Source organism: Phytohabitans maris, from assembly GCF_031085175.1.
Classification (GTDB): domain Bacteria; phylum Actinomycetota; class Actinomycetes; order Mycobacteriales; family Micromonosporaceae; genus Phytohabitans; species Phytohabitans maris.
Genome location: NZ_JAVHUY010000021.1, coordinates 88,490 through 109,445 on the forward strand (window position 1 = coordinate 88,490; position 20,956 = coordinate 109,445).

Annotated in this window: 16 protein-coding genes; 12 read left to right on the top strand and 4 right to left on the bottom strand. The window is 73.1% G+C overall.

The features are described from left to right. Positions 1-34 precede the first annotated feature (34 nt). On the top strand, positions 35-919 hold the full coding sequence (truB, locus tag RB614_RS22715) for a tRNA pseudouridine(55) synthase TruB (RefSeq protein ID WP_308714606.1): 885 nt from the start codon (positions 35-37) through the stop codon (positions 917-919). Here the strand turns inward: truB and RB614_RS22720 are convergent. Then, positions 906-3,902, bottom strand: a complete 2,997-nt coding sequence (locus tag RB614_RS22720) for an NACHT domain-containing protein (RefSeq protein ID WP_308714607.1) — start codon at positions 3,900-3,902, stop codon at positions 906-908. The two genes, truB and RB614_RS22720, sit on opposite strands and share 14 nt — an antisense overlap. Before the next feature lie 76 nt (positions 3,903-3,978). Between RB614_RS22720 and RB614_RS22725 the strand changes: the two genes are divergently transcribed. From RB614_RS22725 to dapB, 6 genes are all read left to right on the top strand, one after another. Beyond that, the gene (locus RB614_RS22725; RefSeq protein ID WP_308714608.1) at positions 3,979-4,905 is read left to right on the top strand and encodes a bifunctional riboflavin kinase/FAD synthetase; all 927 of its coding nucleotides are present in this window, start codon (positions 3,979-3,981) and stop codon (positions 4,903-4,905) included. Between the two features lie 285 nt (positions 4,906-5,190). Beyond that, complete coding sequence (rpsO, locus tag RB614_RS22730) at positions 5,191-5,460, top strand: 30S ribosomal protein S15 (protein WP_308714609.1); 270 nt, start codon at positions 5,191-5,193, stop codon at positions 5,458-5,460. Positions 5,461-5,654: 194 nt separating this feature from the next. Then, positions 5,655-8,030, top strand: a complete 2,376-nt coding sequence (locus RB614_RS22735; RefSeq protein ID WP_308714610.1) for a polyribonucleotide nucleotidyltransferase — start codon at positions 5,655-5,657, stop codon at positions 8,028-8,030. Beyond that, a complete protein-coding gene (locus tag RB614_RS22740; RefSeq protein ID WP_308714611.1) occupies positions 8,030-9,286 on the top strand; it encodes a M16 family metallopeptidase in 1,257 nt (418 codons plus the stop codon). Before RB614_RS22735 ends, RB614_RS22740 begins: the two co-directional genes overlap by 1 nt. Positions 9,287-9,334: 48 nt before the next feature. Beyond that, on the top strand, positions 9,335-10,246 hold the full coding sequence (locus tag RB614_RS22745) for an acetylxylan esterase (protein ID WP_308714612.1): 912 nt from the start codon (positions 9,335-9,337) through the stop codon (positions 10,244-10,246). Between the two features lie 100 nt (positions 10,247-10,346). Beyond that, positions 10,347-11,108 (top strand): 4-hydroxy-tetrahydrodipicolinate reductase, encoded by a 762-nt coding sequence (gene dapB / locus RB614_RS22750; protein ID WP_308714613.1) that lies wholly within the window; start codon positions 10,347-10,349, stop codon positions 11,106-11,108. A 472-nt stretch (positions 11,109-11,580) separates the two neighbouring features. Here the strand turns inward: dapB and RB614_RS22755 are convergent, their stop codons facing one another. Then, a complete protein-coding gene (locus tag RB614_RS22755; RefSeq protein WP_308714614.1) occupies positions 11,581-13,602 on the bottom strand; it encodes an amylo-alpha-1,6-glucosidase in 2,022 nt (673 codons plus the stop codon). 165 nt (positions 13,603-13,767) lie between these two features. Between RB614_RS22755 and RB614_RS22760 the strand changes: the two genes are divergently transcribed. From RB614_RS22760 to RB614_RS22775, 4 genes are read left to right on the top strand one after another with little or no spacing between them, the layout of a single operon-like run. Further along, the gene (locus tag RB614_RS22760; protein ID WP_308714615.1) at positions 13,768-14,784 is read left to right on the top strand and encodes a LacI family DNA-binding transcriptional regulator; all 1,017 of its coding nucleotides are present in this window, start codon (positions 13,768-13,770) and stop codon (positions 14,782-14,784) included. A 12-nt stretch (positions 14,785-14,796) separates the two neighbouring features. Beyond that, on the top strand, positions 14,797-16,032 hold the full coding sequence (locus RB614_RS22765) for a sugar ABC transporter substrate-binding protein (protein WP_308714616.1): 1,236 nt from the start codon (positions 14,797-14,799) through the stop codon (positions 16,030-16,032). Further along, positions 16,029-17,036, top strand: a complete 1,008-nt coding sequence (locus RB614_RS22770; protein WP_308714617.1) for a carbohydrate ABC transporter permease — start codon at positions 16,029-16,031, stop codon at positions 17,034-17,036. Before RB614_RS22765 ends, RB614_RS22770 begins: the two co-directional genes overlap by 4 nt. Then, the gene (locus RB614_RS22775) at positions 17,033-17,875 is read left to right on the top strand and encodes a carbohydrate ABC transporter permease (RefSeq protein WP_308714618.1); all 843 of its coding nucleotides are present in this window, start codon (positions 17,033-17,035) and stop codon (positions 17,873-17,875) included. Before RB614_RS22770 ends, RB614_RS22775 begins: the two co-directional genes overlap by 4 nt. A gap of 354 nt (positions 17,876-18,229) precedes the next feature. Here RB614_RS22775 and RB614_RS22780 read toward each other — a convergent pair whose 3' ends face one another. Together RB614_RS22780 and RB614_RS22785 are read right to left on the bottom strand one after the other, a co-directional pair. After that, the gene (locus RB614_RS22780) at positions 18,230-18,781 is read right to left on the bottom strand and encodes a GNAT family N-acetyltransferase (RefSeq protein ID WP_308714619.1); all 552 of its coding nucleotides are present in this window, start codon (positions 18,779-18,781) and stop codon (positions 18,230-18,232) included. A 56-nt stretch (positions 18,782-18,837) separates the two neighbouring features. Beyond that, positions 18,838-19,665, bottom strand: coding sequence for a bifunctional DNA primase/polymerase (locus RB614_RS22785; RefSeq protein WP_308714620.1), 828 nt, complete (start codon positions 19,663-19,665; stop codon positions 18,838-18,840). A 60-nt stretch (positions 19,666-19,725) separates the two neighbouring features. Between RB614_RS22785 and RB614_RS22790 the strand changes: the two genes are divergently transcribed. Continuing rightward, on the top strand, positions 19,726-20,931 hold the full coding sequence (locus RB614_RS22790) for a winged helix-turn-helix domain-containing protein (RefSeq protein ID WP_308714621.1): 1,206 nt from the start codon (positions 19,726-19,728) through the stop codon (positions 20,929-20,931). Positions 20,932-20,956: the final 25 nt, after the last annotated feature.

Sequence of the window (20,956 nt, forward strand, 5' to 3'; positions counted from 1 at the left end):
GTTCCTCGACCTGCCCTAGTGGAGACTTGCGCGCGTGAGTACGGACGGGCTGGTGGTCGTGGACAAGGCCGGCGGGATGACGTCGCACGACGTCGTCGCACGCGTACGGCGGCTGGCGCGCACACGCCGGGTCGGGCACGGGGGCACGCTCGACCCGATGGCGACCGGCGTGCTGGTGATCGGGGTGGGCCGGGCGACGCGGCTGCTGACGTACGTGATCGGGTCGGCCAAGGGCTACACCGCGACCATCCGGCTCGGGCAGGCCACGGTCACCGACGACGCCGAGGGCGAGGTCGTGGCCACCACGCCGGCCGGGGACGTGACCGACGACGCGATCCGCGGTGGGCTGGCCGGGCTCACCGGCGAGATCGCGCAGGTGCCCAGCGCGGTCAGCGCCATCAAGATCGACGGCAAGCGGGCGTACAAGCGGGTGCGGGAGGGGGAGCAGGTGACGCTCGCCGCCCGGCCGGTGACCATCTCGCGCCTCGACCCGCTGGCGATCCGGCGGCCGGCGCCGGACCTGGTGGACGTCGACGTCGAGGTGGTGTGCTCCTCCGGGACGTACGTGCGGGCCATCGCCCGTGACCTCGGCGCCGGCCTGGGCGTGGGCGGGCACCTGACGGCGCTGCGCCGTACCGCCGTCGGTGGCTTCACGCTCGCCGAGGCGTCCACATTGGAGGAGTTGGAGAAGGTGGCGCCCGAGGTGGTCAACCTGCCCCTCGCGGACGCGGCGCGCCGGTTCTTCGCCGCCCGGGAGGCCACTGTGGACGAAGCCCGGACGCTGTCCCACGGCGGGCCGCTGGACCAGGCCGGGATCGACGGCCCCTACGCGGTCTTCGCCCCGGACGGCGGCCTGCTCGCGATCGTGCGGGAGCGCGCCGGACGGGCCCGACCCGAGGTGGTCTTCACCGGCTCGTGACGCCGTCCTCCCAGGCGCTGCGGACCAGGCTGCCCGGGCCCAACCCGGCCTCGCCGACCACCTCCGCGCTGCGGCGGTACAGGTGCACCCGTACGTTGGCGCGGCCGGCCAGCAGCGACAGGTCGAGCGGGCCGCGGCCGTGGTGGTGGATGGCGAGCACCGGGCCGGTCAGCTCGCGCAGGGCGCCCAGATCCGGTGGCGTCGCGAAGTGGACGGCCAGCCGCCGCAGCCCCGGGAGCACCGGAAACGCCTCCGCGGTCCAGCCGTCCGCGAGGTGCAGGTCGAGCCGGGCCACCCCGGGCAGGCCGACCGTGCCGAGCGGCTCGACGGTGGTGACCTGGTAGAGCGTCAGCGACTTGAGCGCGGGCAGCTCGGCGCCGCCCAGCTGGTAGAAGCTCGGCGCGCCGAGGGCCAGCTCGCGCAGGGGCAGCTCGGTCAGCACCCGTACGCTCGTCACGTCGCCGGCCACGACGAGGGCGCCGAGCTTCGCCCGGCCGGCGAGGGGCGCCAGGTCCAGCGGCCCCGGTGACGCCGCGACCTCCAGCGCCCGCAGGGCCGGCAGGTCGCGGACGAAGCCCAGCCCGCCCGGCCCGCTCACCGCCGCGGTCAGGTGGGTCAGCCGGCGCAGCCAGCGCAGGGCGGGCAGCAGGCTGGGGTCGTCGACGGTCAGCTCCCCGGCGTGCAGCGGCGAGTCGGCCAGCACCCGCGCGGCGTACTCCTCGGGGTCGAAGTGCGGCCAGGCCCGGACGAGCGCGTCCACGACGCTGTGCCGCGAGTCGCCGCCGAAGCGGGCCAGCAGCGGCAGCGCGGCCGGGTCGCCCGACTCGCGCACCGCCTCGATGGTGAGCACCGCCGCGTACTCGTTGTTGGGCTCGCTCGCCATCAGCAGGTCGATCGCGAACGGCCCGGCCCGCCCCAGCGCCCGCGCGGCCGCCTCGCCCTGCGGCGGTACCAGCTTGGCGGTGGCCTCGCGGATGCTCCTTTCGAGCGCGGGGGAGCGCTCCGGCGAGGTCTCCAGGCAGGCGAGCGCGACCAGGCCGAGCAGGTCGCGGTGCGTACGCGGGACGTCCCGTTCGCGCGCGCGAGCGAGCAGGCCACCCAGCAGCGCCTCCCGGCCGGCGGCGCTGGCGTGGCCGGCCGCCATCACCACGACCTCGTGCCACTGCGACTCGTGCGCGTGCGCCCGCAGCACCCCGAAGTCGCCCTCGTCGACCGCCTGCTTGGCGGCGAGGTACTCCTCGAACGAGCGGTGCACGAAGTCGACCCGCCCCTCGACCTGCTCGCGCAGCAGGCCGGTGCGCTCCAGCAGTACCCGGTAGACCTGGGCCGGCTCGGCCTTGACCTGCGGCATCGCCCGCAGCTTCGCGGCCAGCCGGTCGATCGCGTCGGCCCGGGCCGCGTCCGACCAGCCGTTGCGGATCAGCCAGTACGCCAGGTCGCTCAGGAGCAGCGTCTGCTCGGTGCGGCCGATCACCGGCTGGGTGTCGATCCGGCGCTCCCGGTCGCGCCGCTCCAGGAGCATGTGCAGCGCGATCTCGTACAGCTCCATGCGGTTGCCGGGAAGCTGGCCGCGGCGGTCCCGGTGCAGCGCGCAGAGCAGGGCGCACAGCAGCGGGTACCCGGCGAGCTGCCGCAGGTGGCGGTGGTGGTCGAGGGCGTCGAGCAGCCTCTCCTCCTGCTCGGTGACCTCGGCGCGCTCCGGCTCGGTGGTGCACCCGCTGCGGATCGCCTCGTGCCACCGGTGCGCGAACGCGCGTACCTGAGTGGGGGTCATCGGCTCGAGCTCGGCGGCGAGGAAGCCGGCCGCGGCGAGCCACTCCTCGGGCGCCGCCGCCGGCCGCGACGTGACCACGTAGCGGGCCCGCGGGAACGCGGTGATGAGGTCGGTCAGCCACCGCTTCACCTCGTCGCGGCGCTCTTCGGCCAGCTCGTCGACGCCGTCCAGCAGCACGATCGCCCGCCCGGAGCGGAGCTGGCGCTGCACCCAGCCGGGCGCCATCTCCTGCGCGATGTGCCGCCCGACCTCCTGCAGGAACGCCTCGGGCGCGGGCAGCTCGGCCGCCGCGTACCGGCGCAGGGGCAGGAAGAACGGGACGGTGCCGTTCCAGGCCGTGAGCCGCTCCGGGAACGAGCCGCGGGCGCTGTGCACGGCGATCCAGTGCAGCAGCGTGGTCTTGCCGGTGCCGGCCTGCCCGCGCACGAAGAGCCGGTCGGAGCGGGCCAGGACCCGTTCCACCTGGTCGGCTCCGAGCAGGTCGCCCGGCGCCCGGGCGGCCCGCGCGGTGAGGCTGAGGTACGCGACCGAGAGCGGGTAGCGCCGGCTGGACTCGGACAGCGTCACCCCGAAGAACTCGACCTGGTCGAGCCGGTTGGCCACGAGCTGGCGGTAGTCGCGCTCGAAGTCGTGCAGCCCGCGCCGCTCGGGCAGGCGCTCCAGCACGGCGCGGATGTCGTCGAGGATCTGGCGGTCGCGGCGCAGGAGCTCGGTGATGCCGGCGAGGCCCGCGCCGGGCAGTGCGTGGACGGCCTCGATCGCGTACGCGGCGCACTCGCGCAGCACCAGGTCGTACAGGCGGACCGCGCCCTCGGCGAGGCCGGCCCGCTCGGCCCGCCCGGGGTCCTGGGCGCGCAGGTAGCGGTCCAGGTAGCCGGCGTCCAGGTCCTGTTTGAACAGGTCGTCCTCGGTGAGCCGGGCCGCCTCGAACGTTTCCCGCACCGCGTGGATCGCCGCCTCCCGCTCGTTGGGCGGCAGGTCGCGCGGCTCGCGGAGAGCGAGGATGCGCTCGGCGACCAGCTCGGCGGCCTCGTCCCAGATCCGGTGGAAGCGGCGCCGCTCGCGGGCGCTGGTCAGCCGCTCGGCCGCCTGGTCGATCACGCTGGCGCCGACTTCGGCCGCTATCCGGTGGTCGCCGAGCCAGACGCCGCAGGCCGCCCGCGCGACCGCCGCGCCGAGCGAGATGGCGGCTACTTCCAGACCGGGCACGGGCCGAGGGTGCCACAGTCCCAGTGATAACGCACACAGCGCAGGTCACACCACCGCACGGCCTAAGCTGGGCGGCATGGAGAGGTGGCGGGGGTACGAGGCGGTGCCGGGCGGGTTCGGCCGCTCGGTGGTGACCATCGGCGTGTTCGACGGTGTCCACAGGGGACATCAGGCGACCATCGGGCACGCGGTGAAGCGGGCCCGGGAGGCGGGGCTCCAGTCGGTGGTGGTGACCTTCGACCCGCACCCGTCCGAGGTGGTCCGCCCGGGCACCCACCCCGCCGTGCTCACCGAGCCGCGGCGCAAGGCCGAGCTGATCGCCGACCTCGGCGTCGACGTGCTGTGCGTGGTGCCGTTCACGCTCGAGTTCTCCCGGCTCCCGCCGGAGGCGTTCGTGCACGACGTGCTGGTCGAGCACCTGCACGCGGCCGCCGTCGTCGTGGGCGGCAACTTCCGCTTCGGGCACAAGGCGGCCGGCGACGGGGCGCTGCTGCGCGAGCTGGGCCGCCGGTGGGGCTTCGCGGTCGAAGACTCGCCGCTGGTGTCGAGCGCCGACACGATGTTCTCCTCGACGTACATCCGGGCCTGTGTCGCGGCCGGCGACGTGGCCGCGGCGGCCGAGGCGCTCGGCCGCCCGCACCGGGTGGAGGGTGTGATCGTCCGGGGCGACCAGCGCGGGCGCGAGCTCGGCTTCCCCACGGCCAACTTCCTCACCGGCACCCACACCGCGGTCCCGGCCGACGGCGTGTACGCCGGGTGGGTGATCCGGGGCGGCCAGCGGCTGCCGGCCGCGGCGTCGGTGGGCACCAACCCGACCTTCTCCGGCGAGGACCGGCGGGTCGAGGCGCACATCCTGGACTTCGACGGCGACCTCTACGGCGAGCGCCTCGGCCTGGAGTTCGTGGCCAACCTGCGCGGCCAGGTCAAGTACGACGGGGTCGAGCCCCTGATCGCCCAGATCAAGGAGGACGTGGCGCAGACCCGGACAGTGCTGAGCAGGTAGCGTCCCACGGGCTGGTAGTGTTACGTGAACGTCGAGTTACTGATTTCCCCGGCGCGGGGGGGGGGGGGGGGGGGGGGGCCGCGCCCCCCCCGCCCCCCCCCCCCCCCCCCGCGGGGGGGGGGGGGTGGTCGGGGCGTGTGGGCGGCCGGGCGCCGCGCGCCGCGCCCGGCCCCCCCCCCCCCCCCCCCCCCACGACCAGCACCCCATAGCACAGCCGTTGGGTTTCGGCTGCCTGCACGACGCCGCGGGTCCGAGACCATGACAATCCACGGAAACAGGGAGAAAATGGCGCTCGACCAGCAAGCCAAAGCCAAGATCAGGGAAGAGTACGCGACCGTCGAAGGGGACACCGGTTCCCCGGAGGTGCAGGTCGCGGTGCTCACCAAGCGGATCGCCGACCTCACCGAGCATCTCAAGGTGCACAAGCACGACCACCACAGCCGTCGTGGCCTGCTGCTTCTGGTGGGTCGCCGCCGCCGCCTCCTGAACTACATGGCGAAGAAGGACATCAACCGCTACCGGTCGATCATCGAACGGCTCGGCCTGCGGCGGTAGCACCATCGGGGGAGCGGCACGGGTCGCTCCCCCGTCCCACACGAGGGGGCCCGGGAGCGGATCGACGCACCGGTCCTCGGTAGTGGCCCCCGGGCTGCCGCATCCGGCCCCCGGGCGCTTCGATCGAAGACCGGCCCGTCTGAGCAGCTCCCGAGGTTGTGGCCCCCACGACCGAAGAGGAGTGCATCCAGAACATGACCGAGCAAACCAGCCTCGGCGCACAGCACAGCACCGCGGTGATCGACAACGGGTCGTTCGGCACCCGTGAGATCACCTTCTCCACCGGCCGGCTGGCCAAGCAGGCCGCCGGCTCGGTGATCGCCCAGCTCGGCGACACCGTCGTCCTCTCCGCGACCACGGCGAGCAAGCAGCCGAAGGAGCAGTTCGACTTCTTCCCGCTGACCGTCGACGTCGAAGAGCGGATGTACGCCGCGGGTCGCATCCCCGGCTCGTTCTTCCGCCGCGAGGGGCGCCCCAGCGAGGACGCGATCCTCACCTGCCGCCTGATCGACCGGCCGCTGCGCCCGAGCTTCGTCAAGGGCCTGCGCAACGAGGTCCAGGTCGTCGAGACGGTCCTGGCGCTCGACCCGGCCCACCCGTACGACGTGGTGGCGATCAACGCCGCGTCGCTCTCCACCAAGCTCTCCGGCCTGCCGTTCTCCGGCCCGATCGGGGCCACCCGGATGGCGCACGTCGACGGCCAGTGGGTCGCCTTCCCGACGCACGAGGAGCTGGCCCGGGCCACGTTCGACATGGTGGTCGCCGGGCGGGTCGTCGGAGACGGCGACAGCGCCGATGTAGCGATCATGATGGTCGAGGCCGAGGCCACCGAGCACACGGTCGCCCTGGTCGCCGGCGGTGCCACCGCCCCGACCGAGGAGATCGTCGCGGGTGGCCTCGAGGCCGCCAAGCCGGCGATCCGCGAGCTCTGCCGGGCGCAGGGCGAACTGGCCGAGGTGGCCGCCAAGCCGGTCGCCGAGTTCCCGGTCTTCCTCGACTACCAGGACGACGTGTTCGAGGCGGTCGCCACCGCCGTCCGCGGCGAGGTCACCGAGGCCCTCAAGATCGCCGGCAAGGCCGAGCGCGAAGAGGCCCTCGACCGGATCAAGGACAAGGCGTTCGAGGTCGTCGCGCCCGGGTTCGAGGGGCGCGAAAAGGAGGTCTCCCCGGCGTTCCGCTCGCTGGTCAAGTCCGAGGTGCGCAGCCGCGTGCTCCGCGACCAGGTGCGCATCGACGGCCGCGGCCCGCGCGACATCCGGCCGCTGACCGCGGAGACCCAGGTGCTGCCGCGGGTGCACGGCTCGGCGCTGTTCGAGCGGGGCGAGACGCAGATCCTCGGCGTCACCACGCTCAACATGCTCCGGATGGAGCAGCAGCTCGACACGCTGTCGCCGGAAAAGCACAAGCGCTACATGCACAACTACAACTTCCCGCCGTACTCGACGGGTGAGACCGGCCGCGTCGGCGCCCCCAAGCGCCGCGAGATCGGCCACGGCGCGCTGGCCGAGCGGGCGCTGATCCCGGTGCTGCCCAGCCGCGAGGAGTTCCCGTACGCGATCCGCCAGGTCTCCGAGGCGCTCGGCTCCAACGGCTCCACCTCGATGGGCTCGGTCTGCGCCTCGACGATGTCGCTGCTGTCGGCCGGCGTGCCGCTGAAGGCGCCGGTCGCGGGCATCGCGATGGGCCTGATCTCCGACGAGGTCGAGGGCAAGACGCAGTACGTCAGCCTGACCGACATCCTCGGCGCCGAAGACGCGTACGGCGACATGGACTTCAAGGTCGCCGGCACGCGGGAGTTCGTGACCGCGCTCCAGCTCGACACCAAGCTCGACGGCATCCCGTCCGACGTGCTGGCCGCCGCGCTGCAGCAGGCCCACGACGCGCGGCAGACGATCCTCGACGTGATGCAGGAGGCCATCGAGGCGCCGGCCACGATGTCCGAGTACGCGCCGCGGGTCACCACCGTCAAGATCCCGGTCGACAAGATCGGCATGGTGATCGGGCCGAAGGGCCAGACGATCAACGCGATCCAGGACGAGACCGGCGCCGAGATCTCCATCGAAGACGACGGCACGATCTACGTCGGCGCGACCAACGGCCCCTCGGCCGAGGCCGCCGTCGAGCGGATCAACTCGATCGCCAACCCGACGCTGCCGAAGGTCGGCGACAAGTTCCTCGGCACGGTGGTGAAGACGGCCGCGTTCGGCGCGTTCATCTCGCTGCTGCCCGGCCGCGACGGCCTGCTGCACATCTCCAAGGTGGGCAACGGCAAGCGGGTGGAGAAGGTCGAGGACTTCCTGAACGTCGGCGACAAGGTCGAGGTGCAGATCGCCGACATCGACCAGCGCGGCAAGATCTACCTGGACAAGGTCCGCGCCGAGGGCGATGAAGACGCCGCGGCGCCGTCTGAAGCCGCTGGTGGCGACCGCCCGCCGGCCCGTGACCGGGGCGACCGGGGTCCGCGCGACCGCGGTGACCGCGACGGTGGCGACCGCGGGCCGAGCCGCGGCGAGCGCGAGGGTGAGGGCGACAGCGAGGGCGGCCCGCGCCGCCGCCGGCACCGCCGCTGATGGCGCTCGACTCACGAGATGGGGGCAGCACGGTACGCCGTACCGTGCTGCCTTCCGGTCTTCGGGTGCTGACCGAGGCGATCCCGTCGATGCGGAGCGTCTCGTTCGGCGTGTGGGTGGGCATCGGCTCCCGTGACGAGGCGCCCGCGCAGTCCGGCGTGTCGCACTTCCTGGAGCACCTGCTCTTCAAGGGCACCGAGCGGCGCACCGCGCTGGACATCTCGGCCGAGATCGAGGCGGTGGGCGGCGAGACCAACGCGTTCACCACCAAGGAGTACACCTGCTACTACGCGCGGGTCCTCGACGAGGACCTGCCGCTCGCCATCGACGTGATGTGCGACCTGGTCTCCCACTCGGTGCTGGAGGCGGCCGACGTGGAGACCGAGCGGGGCGTGATCCTCGAAGAGATCGCGATGCACGACGACGAGCCCGGCGACGAGGTGCACGACGTCTTCGCCGAGGCCGTGTACGGCGCGCACCCGCTCGGCCGGCTCATCTCCGGCACCGAGGAGACGATCGCGCCGATGACCCGGGCGCAGATCGAGGGCTTCTACCACGAGCGGTACCTGGCGCCCGCCGTCGTGGTCGCCGCCGCCGGCAACCTCGACCACGACGTCGTGGTCGAGCTGGTGCGGCAAAACCTCGACCTGGCCGGTGGGGGCACGCCGGCGCCGCTGCGCGCCACCGACGCCGTGCCGACCAGGGCAGCCGACACCGTGGTACGGGAGAAGGACACCGAGCAGGCGCACCTCGTGCTCGGCTGCCCGGGCATCGGGCGGCTCGACGACCGGCGGTTCGCGCTCGGCGTGCTCAACAACGTGCTCGGCGGCGGCATGTCGAGCCGGCTCTTCCAGGAGATCCGGGAAAAGCGCGGCCTCGCGTACTCGGTCTACTCGTACTCCAGCCAGTACGCCGACACCGGCCTCTTCGCGGTCTACGCCGGGTGCGCGCCGGGCAAGGTCGACGAGGTGCTGGAGCTGACCCGGGCCGAGCTGGCGGCGGTGTCGGCGAAGGGCTTCACCGAGGCGGAGCTGGCCCGCGGCAAGGGCATGGCCAAGGGTTCGTACGTGCTGGGCCTGGAAGACACCGGCTCGCGGATGAGCCGGCTGGCCAAGGGTGAGCTGCTGTACGGCGGGGTGCTCTCCGTCGACGAGCTGCTGGCCCGCGTCGACGCCGTGACCCTCGACCAGGTAAACGCGCTCGCCGCCGACCTGCTGACCCGCCCCACCTCGCTGGCGGTGATCGGCCCGCTCTAGTGGCTGGGGCTTGAGCCTTCTTGTGTGCGGGCGGCACCATAGATCGCGATGAGCGACGGGCCCCTCCCCGAGCCGCCCGCACCACCGCCGGAGCCGGCCGACTTCGACGCCTTCTGGCGCACTACGCGCGAGGAGCTGGGCAAGCCACCGCTGTCCTGGCGGATTCACCGGCGGTACGACGACGCCCGGCTGGGCCGCCGGGTCGAAGAGCTGACCTTCGACTCGTCCACCGGCGAGCGGGCGTTCGCCTGGCTCACCTACCCGGGCGGCGCCGAGGTGACCCGCGGCATGGTGGTCAGCCACGGCTACCAGGGGCGCCCGGACGGCCCGGATGAGTACGCGCCGGCGCCCGGGGCCGCGAAGATCTTCCCGTGCGCGCCCGGGCTGCCGCCGAGCCTGTCGCCGACGATCCCCTCGGCCGCGAACGAGCACGTGCTGCACGGCATCGCCTCCCGCGACACGTACGTGCACCGGTACTGTGCCGCCGACATCTGGCGGTCCGCGTCGGTGCTGCTGGAGCGGTTTCCCGGGATCGCCCGGCTCGACTACAACGGCGGCAGCTTCGGCGGCGGCATCGGCGCGCTGGCGCTGCCCTGGGACGAGCGCTTCCACCGCGCGCACCTCTACCTGCCCAGCTTCGGCCACCACCCGCTGCGCCTGCGCGAACGCTGCACGGGCAGCGGCGAGGCCGTACGCCGGCGGGTGGCCCGCCAGCCGGAGCTGCGCGAGGTGCTCGGCTACTTCGACGCCGCCACCGCCGCGACCCGGATCCGGATCCCGACGTTCGTCTCCGTGGCCCGGCGCGACCCGGCCGTACCGCCGATCGGCCAGTTCGCCGTGTACCACGCGCTCGCCGGCCCCAAGCACCTGCACGTGCTCAGCGCCGGGCACACCCCGTACCCGACCGAGGCCGCCGAGCTGGCGGCGCGCGACCGTGAGCTGGCGGCCTTCTTCGCGTGACGCCCGGGCCGGTGGGATAAGTTCTCCCCGTGAGCGAGCGAACCATCAGGTACAGCCCGGTTGGAGCCTCGCGGCCGCCCGCGGCGAAGCGAGGACGGCCGTGAGCGACGAGCGCGAACCCATCCGGGTCGGCGTCCTCGGCGCCCGCGGGCGCATGGGCGTGGAGGTCTGCAAGGCGGTCGACGCCGCCGACGACCTCGAGCTGGTCGCGATGATCGACCAGGGCGACTGGCTGTTCAACGCCTCGGACGCGGGCGCGGAGGTGGTCGTCGACTTCACCAACCCCGACGTGGTGATGGACCACCTGCACTGGTGCATCGACCAGGGCATCAACTGCGTGGTGGGCACGAGCGGCTTCACCGAGCAGCGCCTCGATCGGGTCCGCACCTGGCTCCAGCACAAGCCCGAGGTCGGCGTGGTCATCGCGCCCAACTTCGGCGTCGGCGCGGTACTGATGACGGAGTTCGCCGCCCGGGCCGCCCGGTATTTCGAGTCCGTCGAGATCATCGAGCAGCACCACCCGGCCAAGGTGGACGCCCCGAGCGGCACGGCCGCCCACACCGCCCGCGTCGTGGCCGAGGCCCGGGCCGCCGCCGGCCTGGCCGCCATGCCCGACGCCACCAAGGACGAGCTGCCCGGCGCCCGCGGCGTCGACCTGGACGGCGTCCGCGTCCACTCGGTGCGCGCCGCCGGCCTGGTGGCACACCAGGAGGTCCTCTTCGGCACGACCGGCGAGACCCTGACGATCCGCCACGACTCGTACGACCGCGCCTCCTTCATGCCCGGCGTCCTGCTCGCCATCCGCCAGGTCACCCAGCGTCCCGGCCTCACCGTGGGCCTGGCCCCACTGCTCGACAGCTGACCGCGCCGGCCGCGGCAGGCTGTCCGAGCCGCCGCTGGATGGCGTTGAGCGTCCCCGCCACCGGCGGTCGGTGCCGACGAGGCCCGTCCTTCACCCCCGACCGCTCGCAGCCCGTGTGTTGGTGCGGGAAGCTACCGAGCTGCACGCACAGACGGGGCAGCGGCCCTACCCCCTGGAGGGCGTTGGGCAGCTTCGCGAGCGACGGGCGGTGCCCGACGGGCCCACGCCGCGAGGCTGCGATTCGCCCCGACCCCGGCCCGCACACGCTTGTGGCCGTGGTGGTGTGGTGCGCAGGAGGCCGTCGAGCGCACGCACAGACGGGGCAGCTCGATAGGCCCGCGAAACCTCAACCACCGCCGGCCGTGAGCCTGGCGGGAACTGCCCGGGGCGATGTCCCTGACATTGCCCACTCACCCGGCGAGCGGGCTGCCCGACGCCCCGCGCCGCACGTGGGCGGCCCGGGGGCGAGGCGTCAGGGGGTTTCGCGGAGGGTCAGGCCGGTGGGGAGGCCGGTCAGGCGGGCGTGGCCGGCGGCGTCGACCGCGGCGTCGACCGGGCTGCCGGCGACTCGTAGGCCGCGCGCCCGCACGGCGCCGAGTGGGAGGGACGGGCGGAGGGTGACGCGGCCGGCTGGGACGTCGGGGTAGATGCCGAGCGCGGCGTGCAGGACCACCACGGCGGCCGCTGCGGACCAGGCTTGGGGGCGGCAGGCGGCGGGGTAGGGCATCGGGCGGGCGAAGTCCGTGCGGTCGTCGCCGCCGTAGAGTTCGGGGAGGCGGTAGTCGAAGGCCTCGCCGGCGGTCAGGAGGCCATCGGCCAGCTTGGCGGCGGCCGGCCCGAAGCCCTCGCGGGCCAGGCCGGCCAGGACGATAGCGGTGTCGTGTGCCCAGATCGAGCCGCAGTGGTACGAGAGCGGGCTGAAGCCGGCGTCCTGTGTGGACATCGTGCGCAGGCCGTAGCCGCCGGAGAGGGCGGGGGAGGCCAGCGCCTCGGCCACCGCCGTGGACTCCTTCGCGGTGAGCAGGCCGGTGCCGAGCAGGTGGCCGATGTTGCTGGTCAGCGCGTCGACCGGGCGGCCGTGGCGGTCCAGGGCCAGGGCCGGGTACGTCCCCTGTGGACCGTCGACCCAGTAGCGGGCGCGGAAGCGCTCGGCCAGTGCGCCGGCGTAGTCGCGCCAGCGGTCGGCGCCGGGGCGGTCGAAGGCGTCCAGCAGGGCGGCGCCGTGCAGTGCCGCCTGGTACGCGTAGCCCTGCACCTCGGCCAGCGCGATCGGCGGCTCGGCGTGGCGGCCGTCGCGGAAGCGGACCGCGTCGCCGGAGTCCTTCCAGCCCTGGTTGGCCAGGCCGCGCCCGCTCTCGTCGATGTACCGCACGAAGTCGGCACGGCCGCCGAAGTCGGTGTGGCCGCCCAGCCACGAGAGCGCCGCCTCGACATGCGGCAGCAGCGCGGCCACCTCCTGCGGCGGCATGCCCCAGCGCCAGGCGTCGTGCAGCAGGCTGACCCAGAGCGGGGTGGCGTCGACCGTCCCGTAGTACGCCGCCGGAAGCTCCATCAGCTCGCCCTGGTGGCGGCTGTCCTGCCGGCGTAGCTCGTGCATGATCTTTCCGGGCGCCTCGCCGGAGCGGCCGTCCTCGCGCGTGCCCTGGCGCCGGGCGAGCACCCGCAGCGTGCCGGCGGCAAGCTCGGTGCCGAGCGGGAGCAGCATGCGGGCGGCCCAGATGCTGTCCCGCCCGAAGAGCGTGAGGAACCACGGCACCCCGGCGCCCAGGTACGTGTCGTCGCCGTCGGTCAGCCGCAGCGCGGCCAGGTCGTCCAGGGAGCGGTCGAGCAGGCGGACCAGGCGGTGGTCGTCGGCGGTGACCTCGGGGCGGGCCCACTCGACCGGCCCCTCCGGCGCGGCCACCATCGCCCGCGGGTCGTCGATCCGCACCTGCCAGCGGAGCGTCGTGCTGCCGCGGGTGGGCAGGTCGACCGGCCAGGCGAGGCGGTCGACGCCGGCCGGCGGACCGGTCACCGTCACCGTGATGCCGCCGGCGTGCCACACCAGCGGCTCGACCGGGGTGAGCCGCGGCGCGGTGCCCCCCGACTTCACCACCTCTATCGGGGCGAGGTCGCAGGCCAGGTCGAGGGTGACGGTCGCGTGGACCGGGACGTCGGCGGCCGAGGTGACCGTGATCTCCTCGGCCATCCCGCCCGGGGTCACCTGGCGCAGGCGGTCGATCCGCACGGTGGGGTCGGCGATCCGGGTGCCGAGCCAGCGCACGACCGAGACGAACCGGGTGGCGCCGGGACCGGCCGGGGTGTGCCCGATCGGCTCCGGCTCCCGGCCGTCGACCAGCAGCCGGGCCTCGGCGAGCGCGCGGGCGTCGGCGTGGAAGACGCCCTGGACGCCAGCCCCGCTGACCTGCCCGCCGGCCGCGCTCAGCACGGTGGTCGGCGCCGCTGTCGTGGTCACGAGGTCGTGCAGCAGCGGCTGCAGCTTGTGGTCCGGCACGGGCGACTACCTCCTGGGGACAGTCTTGACAGATCGGCGTGCTTGACAGATCGGCGTGCTTGACAGATTGGCGTGCGCAGAGCAAAGTGCGAAACAACCCAGAAACTTGAACGATCCAATCATGCTCCACCTCGCTTTGAACGTTCAAGGTGATAGAAGGTATGAATGGCCGATAAAGTGACGATCGCCACGGTTGCCGCCCACGCCAACGTGTCCCGGCAGACCGTCTCCAACGTGCTCAACACCCCGCACCTGGTCCGTGAGGAGACCCGGGAGCGGGTGCGCGAGGCGATCGCCGTCCTCGGCTACCGCGCCAACCAGGCCGCCCGGCTCATGCGCACCGGCCGGTCGCACCTGCTGGCCGTGCGGATCGAGCCGACCCGCGACGGGATCAACGGCTCGGTCCTCGACCGCTTCCTGCACGGGCTGACCGAGGCGGCGGCCCCGGCGGGATACCGCATCCTGCTCTACGCCGCCGCCGACGACCAGGCCGAGATCGCCACCTACGACGACCTGCTCGCCACGTACGAGCTGGACGGCTTCGTGCTCACCAGCACCCACCACGGCGACGTGCGCACGTCGTGGCTGGCCGAGCGGGGGGTGCCGTTCGTGACGTTCGGCCGTCCGTGGGGCCGGCTCGGTGCGGACGCGCGGACCGAGCCGGCGGCACTCTCGGGTGCCGCCGGCAGCCACCCCTGGGTCGACGTCGACAACGCCGCCGGCACCGCCGCCGCCACCCGGCACCTGCTCGACGCCGGGCACCGGCGGATCGGCTTCATCGGCTGGCCGGAGGGCTCCGGTGTGGGTGACGAGCGCCGCGCCGGCTGGGCCGCCACCGCCGGCGCCGACCTGCCCGAGCTCGCCCGCGCCACAGTGGACGGTGTCGCCGAGGGTGAGGCGGCCGCCCACGACCTTCTGTCCATATCGGATCCACCCACCGCCCTGGTGTGCGCGAGCGACTCGCTGGCCGCCGGAGCCTACGGTGTCGCGCCTCCGGGCGTGGCGGTCACCGGCTTCGACGACACGGCGGTCGCCCGCGTGCTCGGGCTCACCAGCGTGGCGCAGCCGCTCGCCGAGGCGGCCGCCCGCTGTGTCGACCTTCTCGCCGGCGTGCTCGACGGGGGCGCCGCGCCGCATCCCGTGCTCCTCCCACCCTCCCTCGTGATCCGCCAGTCAGCCTGAAGGAGATCGGAAATGCCACATAGGACAGTCCTGGCGGCCTTCGCGGCCGGTGCCCTGCTGGCGAGCGCCGCGTGCGGCAGCGGCTTCGACGACGATTCCGCGGACACCCCGCAGCGGTCCGGGCCGGTGTCGTTGCAGATCCTCATCGGCTCCTCCGGCCAGGCCGAGACGACCGCGGTGCAGGAGGCCGCCGCGAAGTGGGCCAGCTCGTCCGGAAACACCGCCACCGTCACGCCCGCGCAGGACCTGACCCAGCAGCTCGGCCAGGCGTTCGCCGGAGACAGCCCGCCGGACGTGTTCTATGTGGACGCCGTCCGCCTCGCCGACTACGCGAGCGTGGGTGCGCTGGAGCCGTACGGCGACAAGATCAGTAACCCGGACGACTTCTACGAGAGCCTGCGCACCGCGTTCACGTACGACGGCAAGCTCTACTGCGCCCCCAAGGACTTCTCCACGCTCGCGCTGGTGGTCAACACCGATCTGTGGAGCAAGGCCGGCCTGACCGAGGCGGACGTGCCGACCACCTGGGACCAGCTCACCTCGGTCTCGCAAAAGATCAAGAGCAGCGGCACGGTACCGCTGGCGCTCGGCGACACCCGCGACCGGATCGGCGCGTTCATGGTGCAGGCCGGCGGCTGGATCACCAGCGCGGACGGCAAGACGGCCACCGCCGACAGCCCGGAAAACCTCCAGGCCCTCCAGTACGTCCAGGGGCTGCTGAAGAACAAGTACGCCCAGTACCCGAAGGCGCTGGACGCCGGCTGGGCCGGTGAGGCGTTCGGCAAGGGCAAGGCCGCGATGACCATCGAGGGCAACTGGATCAAGGGTGCGCTGCGGGCCGACTTCCCGAACGTGAAGTACACCGTGCACCCGCTCCCTGCCGGTCCCAAGGGCCAGGGCACGCTCTCGTTCACCACGTGCTGGGGCGTCGCGGCCAAGAGCAAGAACAAGGACGCGGCGGTCAACTTCGTCGAGGCGATGACCACGGCCGAACAGCAGATGACGTTCGCCAAGGCCTTCGGCGTGATGCCGTCGCGCCAGTCGGCCGGCGCCCAGTTCACCCAGCAGTACCCGGACGACAAGGCGTTCATCGACGGCGCCGGGTACGCGCAGGGCCCGGTCAACGCGCCCAAGATGGACAGCGTCCTGGCCGACTTCGACACCGGCCTGCAGGGCCTGGCGAACGGTGACCCCAAGGCGCTGCTGGGCCGCGTGCAGAAGAACACCGAGTCGGCGCTTGGACGATGAGGACGCGCAGCGAGAGCCTGGCGGGTTGGCTCTTCGTCGCCCCCGTGGTGCTGATCCTGGGCGTCTTCCTGCTGCTGCCGATCCTGATGGCGCTCTGGGTCAGCCTCACCGGCTGGAACGGGCAGGGTAGCCCGTTCCGGTCCGGGGTGCCCTTCGTCGGCGCGGACAACTACACCTCCCTCTTCACCGAGGACGGCCTGCCCCGCCAGGACTTCATGACGAGCATCCGCAACAACGTGTACTACGTGCTGCTCGTGGTGCCGGCGCAGACCGCGCTGGCGCTCGGGCTCGCGCTCGTCGTCAACCAGCGGATGCTCAAGCGCAAAGGGTTCTTCCGGACCGCGTTCTACTTCCCGTCGGTCACCAGCTCGGTGGCGATCAGCGTGGTGTTCCTGTTCGTCTTCGCCAACTCCGGCGCGGTCAACGCCCTGCTCGGCGCGGTCGGGATCGACGGGCCGGTGTGGTTCGACGACTCGCGCGGCCTCATCCACGTACTGCTCGGGACGGTTGGCGTCGACAACCCGCCCGGCGCGCTCGCCAACCACAGCGTGCTGGGCCTGACCTGGTGGGATTGGGTCTCCGGGCCGAGCGTGGCGATGTGCGCGATCATCGTGCTGGTCGTGTGGACCACCTCCGGCACGTTCATGCTGATGTTTCTCGCCGCCCTGCAGGCCATCCCCCAGCAGGTGGAGGAGGCGAGCCTCATCGACGGCGCCAACCGCTGGCAGCGGCTGCGCTTCGTCACGATCCCGATGATCAGGCCGACCATGTTTCTGGTGCTCACGCTCGGGCTGATCAGCACCTGGCAGGTCTTCGACCAGATCTACGTGATGAGCCAGGGCAACCCGGCCAAGACCACGCTCACCCCGGCCTTCCTGTCGTACCGCACGGCTTTCAAGGACTTCGAGTACGGCCGGGGCGCCGCGATCTCGTTCGTGCTCTTCCTGATCATCGTGGTGATGACGCTGGTGCAGCGGTGGATGCTCCGGGAGCGCCGGTCATGAGGCGGCAGCCGCGGGGCCTGGTCAACACGTTCGTCGGGTACTCGATCCTGATCTTCTTCGCGCTGGTCTTCCTGTACCCCTTCGTGATCCAGCTCGCCAACTCCCTGAAGACCGAGCCGGACGCGGCGGCCAACCCGCTCTCCCCGGTGCCCGGCCCGGTGTCGTTCGCCAGCTTCGAGCGGATCTTCGAGGGGACAGACTTTCCGCTCTGGCTGGGCAACTCGCTGCTGGTGACCCTGGTGCTCACGGCCGGCCGGGTGTTCTTCGACTCGCTGGCCGGGTACGCGCTGGCCCGCCTCCGCTTCGCCGGACGGCGGGCCATCTTCGCGGGCGTCGTCGCGGTGATAGCGGTGCCCGGCGTGGTGCTGCTGATCCCGAAGTTTCTGGTGCTCAACCAGCTCGGCATCTACGACAGCTACACCGCGCTGATCCTGCCGATCATCGTGGACGCGGCCGGCGTGTTCATCATGAAGCAGTTCTTCGAGTCGGTGCCGGCCAGCATGGAGGAGGCGGCCCGGATCGACGGGGCGGGCGTGTTCCGCACGTACTGGTCGGTGGTGCTGCCGATGGCCCGGCCGGCGCTGATCACGCTCACGATCCTGTCGTTCCAGGGCTCGTGGAACGAGTTTCCGCACACCCTCGTCGCCGTCCAGAACCCGGACCTCTTCACGCTCCCGCGCGGCCTGGCCGACCTGGTCAGCGGCTCGCTCGGCACCGGCACGCAGTACCCGCTCAAGCTCGGCGCCGCCCTGCTCGCCACGATCCCGGTGGCCGTCATCTTCGTGATCTTCCAGCGCTACTTCGTCCGCGGTGCCACCGAAGGCGCCGAGAAGGGCTGAACCCATTGAGCTACCGCGATGTCCGCGGTGGTCCGGACCGTTGCGCGGGGTGCTTTCCCGCAGCCTCACCCTCCGCGTCCGCGGATCTTGCCAACGCCGTCGCTCCGCGCCACCCACCCCGGCTCGATCTACGCCAAGACCTGAGCAATCGCGACGGCCACGGCGGTTCGGATCCCGCGCGATCGTCCACCAGTGATCGTGGTATTCCAGTGCCCCTACAGGGGCACCTCGGTACCACGATCTGACTCCGCGCTGGACGGGCACGGTGAGCCACCCCCTCTCCGGGCCGCACGGTCTCTGGAGTCGTTCGGCACGGACCGGTCCGCTGACTCGGGCCGGGGCATTGAAGCTCGTCTAGAGGCTCGTGTGCAGGCGGTGCTGGGGGATGAGCTGGTCGTCGACGTCCAGGGCGCGGGTGGCGCCGTCCGGCTCCCAGCCGGCCGAGCCGAGGAACTTGCGGCTCGCCGGGTCGCCGTCGTAGACCCAGGCCACCGCCGTGGCCAGGGCGTCTTCGCGCCAGAGGTCGACGCTCGCGGCGAGCAGCCGGCTGCCGTGGCCGCGGCGGCCCCAGCGTGGCTCGACCAGCAGGTCGGTGACGGCCGCGACGTCCGCGGCGAGGGGCGGCTCGTCGGGCGCGAGCGCCTGCTCGTCGGCCGGGCCGGAGGCGGCGAACCCGACCAGGTACGTGCTCTCCGCCTGCTCGAAGGCGACCAGCACCCGGTGCCGCGGCGAGGGTGGGGCCTCGATCGCCGCGCGCCACTGGTCAGCCATCCACGCCTCGTCGAGCCGGTCGAGGGCACGGGCGGGGAGCACCCTGCGGTACGCGGTCCGCCAGGTCGAGAGCTGGATGCGCGCGATCTCGCCGGCGTCCTCGGGACGGGCCGGCCGGACGTACCCCGTGGCCATGGGTGACCAGCCTACGGAGGTGGATCCGGCCCGCTGCGGCCGGCCCACGACGGCGGTCAGGCCACCCGGCGGCCGCGGCCCGCGGTCAGGCCCGAGCGGATCGTGCGGGCGGTCTCGGCGCTGCCCAGCCCGGCGGCGAGCGCGGCCGGCGTCAGGGCACTCACCACGTCGTACCGGTCGAGGTGCCCGGCGGCCACCAGCCGGCCCAGGCTGCGGGCGGCCCGGTACAGCGTGTTGTTGCGCTCGCCGACCGGCGCGGACCGCACCCGCGTGACCTCGTTGTCCAGCGCGGCGGCCGCGTATCGCCCGGGGTGGCGCACCACCGTCGGCAGGGGCGGCGGTGGCGGGACGACCAGGCGCAGCAGCGCCGGCGGGCAGGGTGGCGCCGGGCCGTGGCTGATCCACCGGTAGCGCGTGCCGTTGCCGTGCACGGAGGGCGGCGCCACCACGTAGCCGCCCTCGCCGCGCCAGTCGACGCCGGGCAGCAGCCGCACCCGGCTGGGCGCTCCGGTGGCCGCGAAGTACAGGTGGAGGCCGCCCGAGCCGGTCCGCACGAGCGGGGTGTCGAGCAGGTCGCCGATGAGCTCATGGAGCAGGTGCAGGCCGGCCGGAGTGTCCACATCGCACACGTCGATCGCGATGCCGGTGCGCAGCCCCACGTTCGCCTCCGGCCAGGCGGCCCACCAGCGGCGCACCTGCTCGGGGTCGGTGCTCGCCTCGTGCAGCCCGGCCGTGATCAGGCGGGGGTGCCACCGTGGGTGCTTGCCGGGCCGGTCGCAGTGCGGGCGCCGGCACGAGCAGCGCCCGCCGCCGAGGCCGGTGTGGAGGGGGAGCACGGGTACGCCGCTCGACGCATACCACAGAGCGCTCTCGACCGGTCGCATCCCGTAATCGTATCGAACACGCGTGCTAATTGTCGTACGGCTGAGTTAACGTCCGGTGCGATGGCCGTTCCAGAGACTTTGTCGATCGCCCAGGCCCGCCGGATCGCGCTGGCCGCCCAGGGCTTCGCCGACCCCCCGCCGGCGGGGGCCGTGACGATGCGCCACCTGCGCCGGGTGCTGTCCCGCACCGCGCTGCTGCAGATGGACTCGGTCAACGTGCTGCAGCGCGCCCACTACCTGCCGATCTACAGCCGCTTGGGCCCCTATCCCACGGCCCTGCTCGACCGCGCGGCCTACGGGCGGCCCCCGGAGCTCTTCGAGTACTGGGGGCACGAGGCCTCGCTCATCCCGCTGGCGCTGCACCCCGCGCTGCGGTGGCGGATGGCCGGCGCCCACGCCTGGGGAAACGTGCGGCGGATCGCCGACGAGGAGCCGGCGCTGGTCGACTGGGTGCGCGACGAGGTCCGGGTCAACGGCCCGCTCACCGCCGCCGAGATCGAGCACGACGCGCCCCGGGAAAAGGGCAACTGGGGGTGGAACTGGTCGTCCGTCAAGCGGGCGCTGGAGTTCCTCTTCTGGGCCGGCGAGGTGGTCGCCGCCCGGCGCAACGGCAGCTTCGCCCGGGTCTACGACCTGCCCGAGCGGGTGCTGCCGGCGCGGGTGCTGGCCGCGCCCACCCCGACCCCCGCCGAGGCCTACCGGGAGCTGGTCGCGGTGGCCGCCCGCTCGCTGGGGGTGGCGGCCGAGTTCGAGCTGCGCGACTACTTCCGGCTGCCGGTCGCCGGTGCCCGCGACGCGATCCCCGAGCTCGTCGAGGCCGGCGTGCTGACCCCGGTCGAGGTGCGCGGCTGGCGCCAGCCGGCCTACCTGCACGCCGACGCCAAGCTGCCCCGCCGGGTGCGGGGCGACACGCTGGTCAGCCCGTTCGACCCGCTGATCTGGGAGCGGGCCCGCACCGAGCGGCTGTTCGGCTTCAGCTACCGGATCGAGATCTACACGCCGGCACACAAGCGGGTGCACGGCTACTACGTGCTGCCGTTCCTGCAGGGTGACCGGCTCACCGCGCGGGTCGACCTCAAGGCCGACCGCAAGGCCGGGGTGCTGCGGGTGCCGGCCGCGTGGCTGGAGCCGGGCGCAGACCCGGACACCACCGCGGAGGCGCTCGCCGCCGAGCTGCGGCGGCTCGCGGAGTGGCTGGGCCTGTCGGAAGTGGCACCGCCCGAGGGCGGAGACCTCAAGATGAGAAGCGCCCTCGGTGTACCGTGAGCGAGTGGGCGCCGGCGGCGCCCGC

What these genes read in the sequence shown, in the direction of transcription:
- RB614_RS22725 (WP_308714608.1), top strand. Translation starts at nt 3,979, where the DNA reads ATGGAGAGGTGGCGGGGGTACGAGGCGGTGCCGGGCGGGTTCGGCCGC.
- rpsO (WP_308714609.1), top strand. Translation starts at nt 5,191, where the DNA reads ATGGCGCTCGACCAGCAAGCCAAAGCCAAGATCAGGGAAGAGTACGCG.
- RB614_RS22735 (WP_308714610.1), top strand. Translation starts at nt 5,655, where the DNA reads ATGACCGAGCAAACCAGCCTCGGCGCACAGCACAGCACCGCGGTGATC.
- RB614_RS22740 (WP_308714611.1), top strand. Translation starts at nt 8,030, where the DNA reads ATGGCGCTCGACTCACGAGATGGGGGCAGCACGGTACGCCGTACCGTG.
- RB614_RS22745 (WP_308714612.1), top strand. Translation starts at nt 9,335, where the DNA reads ATGAGCGACGGGCCCCTCCCCGAGCCGCCCGCACCACCGCCGGAGCCG.
- RB614_RS22760 (WP_308714615.1), top strand. Translation starts at nt 13,768, where the DNA reads ATGGCCGATAAAGTGACGATCGCCACGGTTGCCGCCCACGCCAACGTG.
- RB614_RS22765 (WP_308714616.1), top strand. Translation starts at nt 14,797, where the DNA reads ATGCCACATAGGACAGTCCTGGCGGCCTTCGCGGCCGGTGCCCTGCTG.
- RB614_RS22770 (WP_308714617.1), top strand. Translation starts at nt 16,029, where the DNA reads ATGAGGACGCGCAGCGAGAGCCTGGCGGGTTGGCTCTTCGTCGCCCCC.
- RB614_RS22775 (WP_308714618.1), top strand. Translation starts at nt 17,033, where the DNA reads ATGAGGCGGCAGCCGCGGGGCCTGGTCAACACGTTCGTCGGGTACTCG.
- RB614_RS22780 (WP_308714619.1), bottom strand. Translation starts at nt 18,781, where the DNA reads ATGGCCACGGGGTACGTCCGGCCGGCCCGTCCCGAGGACGCCGGCGAG.
- RB614_RS22785 (WP_308714620.1), bottom strand. Translation starts at nt 19,665, where the DNA reads ATGCGACCGGTCGAGAGCGCTCTGTGGTATGCGTCGAGCGGCGTACCC.
- RB614_RS22790 (WP_308714621.1), top strand. Translation starts at nt 19,726, where the DNA reads ATGGCCGTTCCAGAGACTTTGTCGATCGCCCAGGCCCGCCGGATCGCG.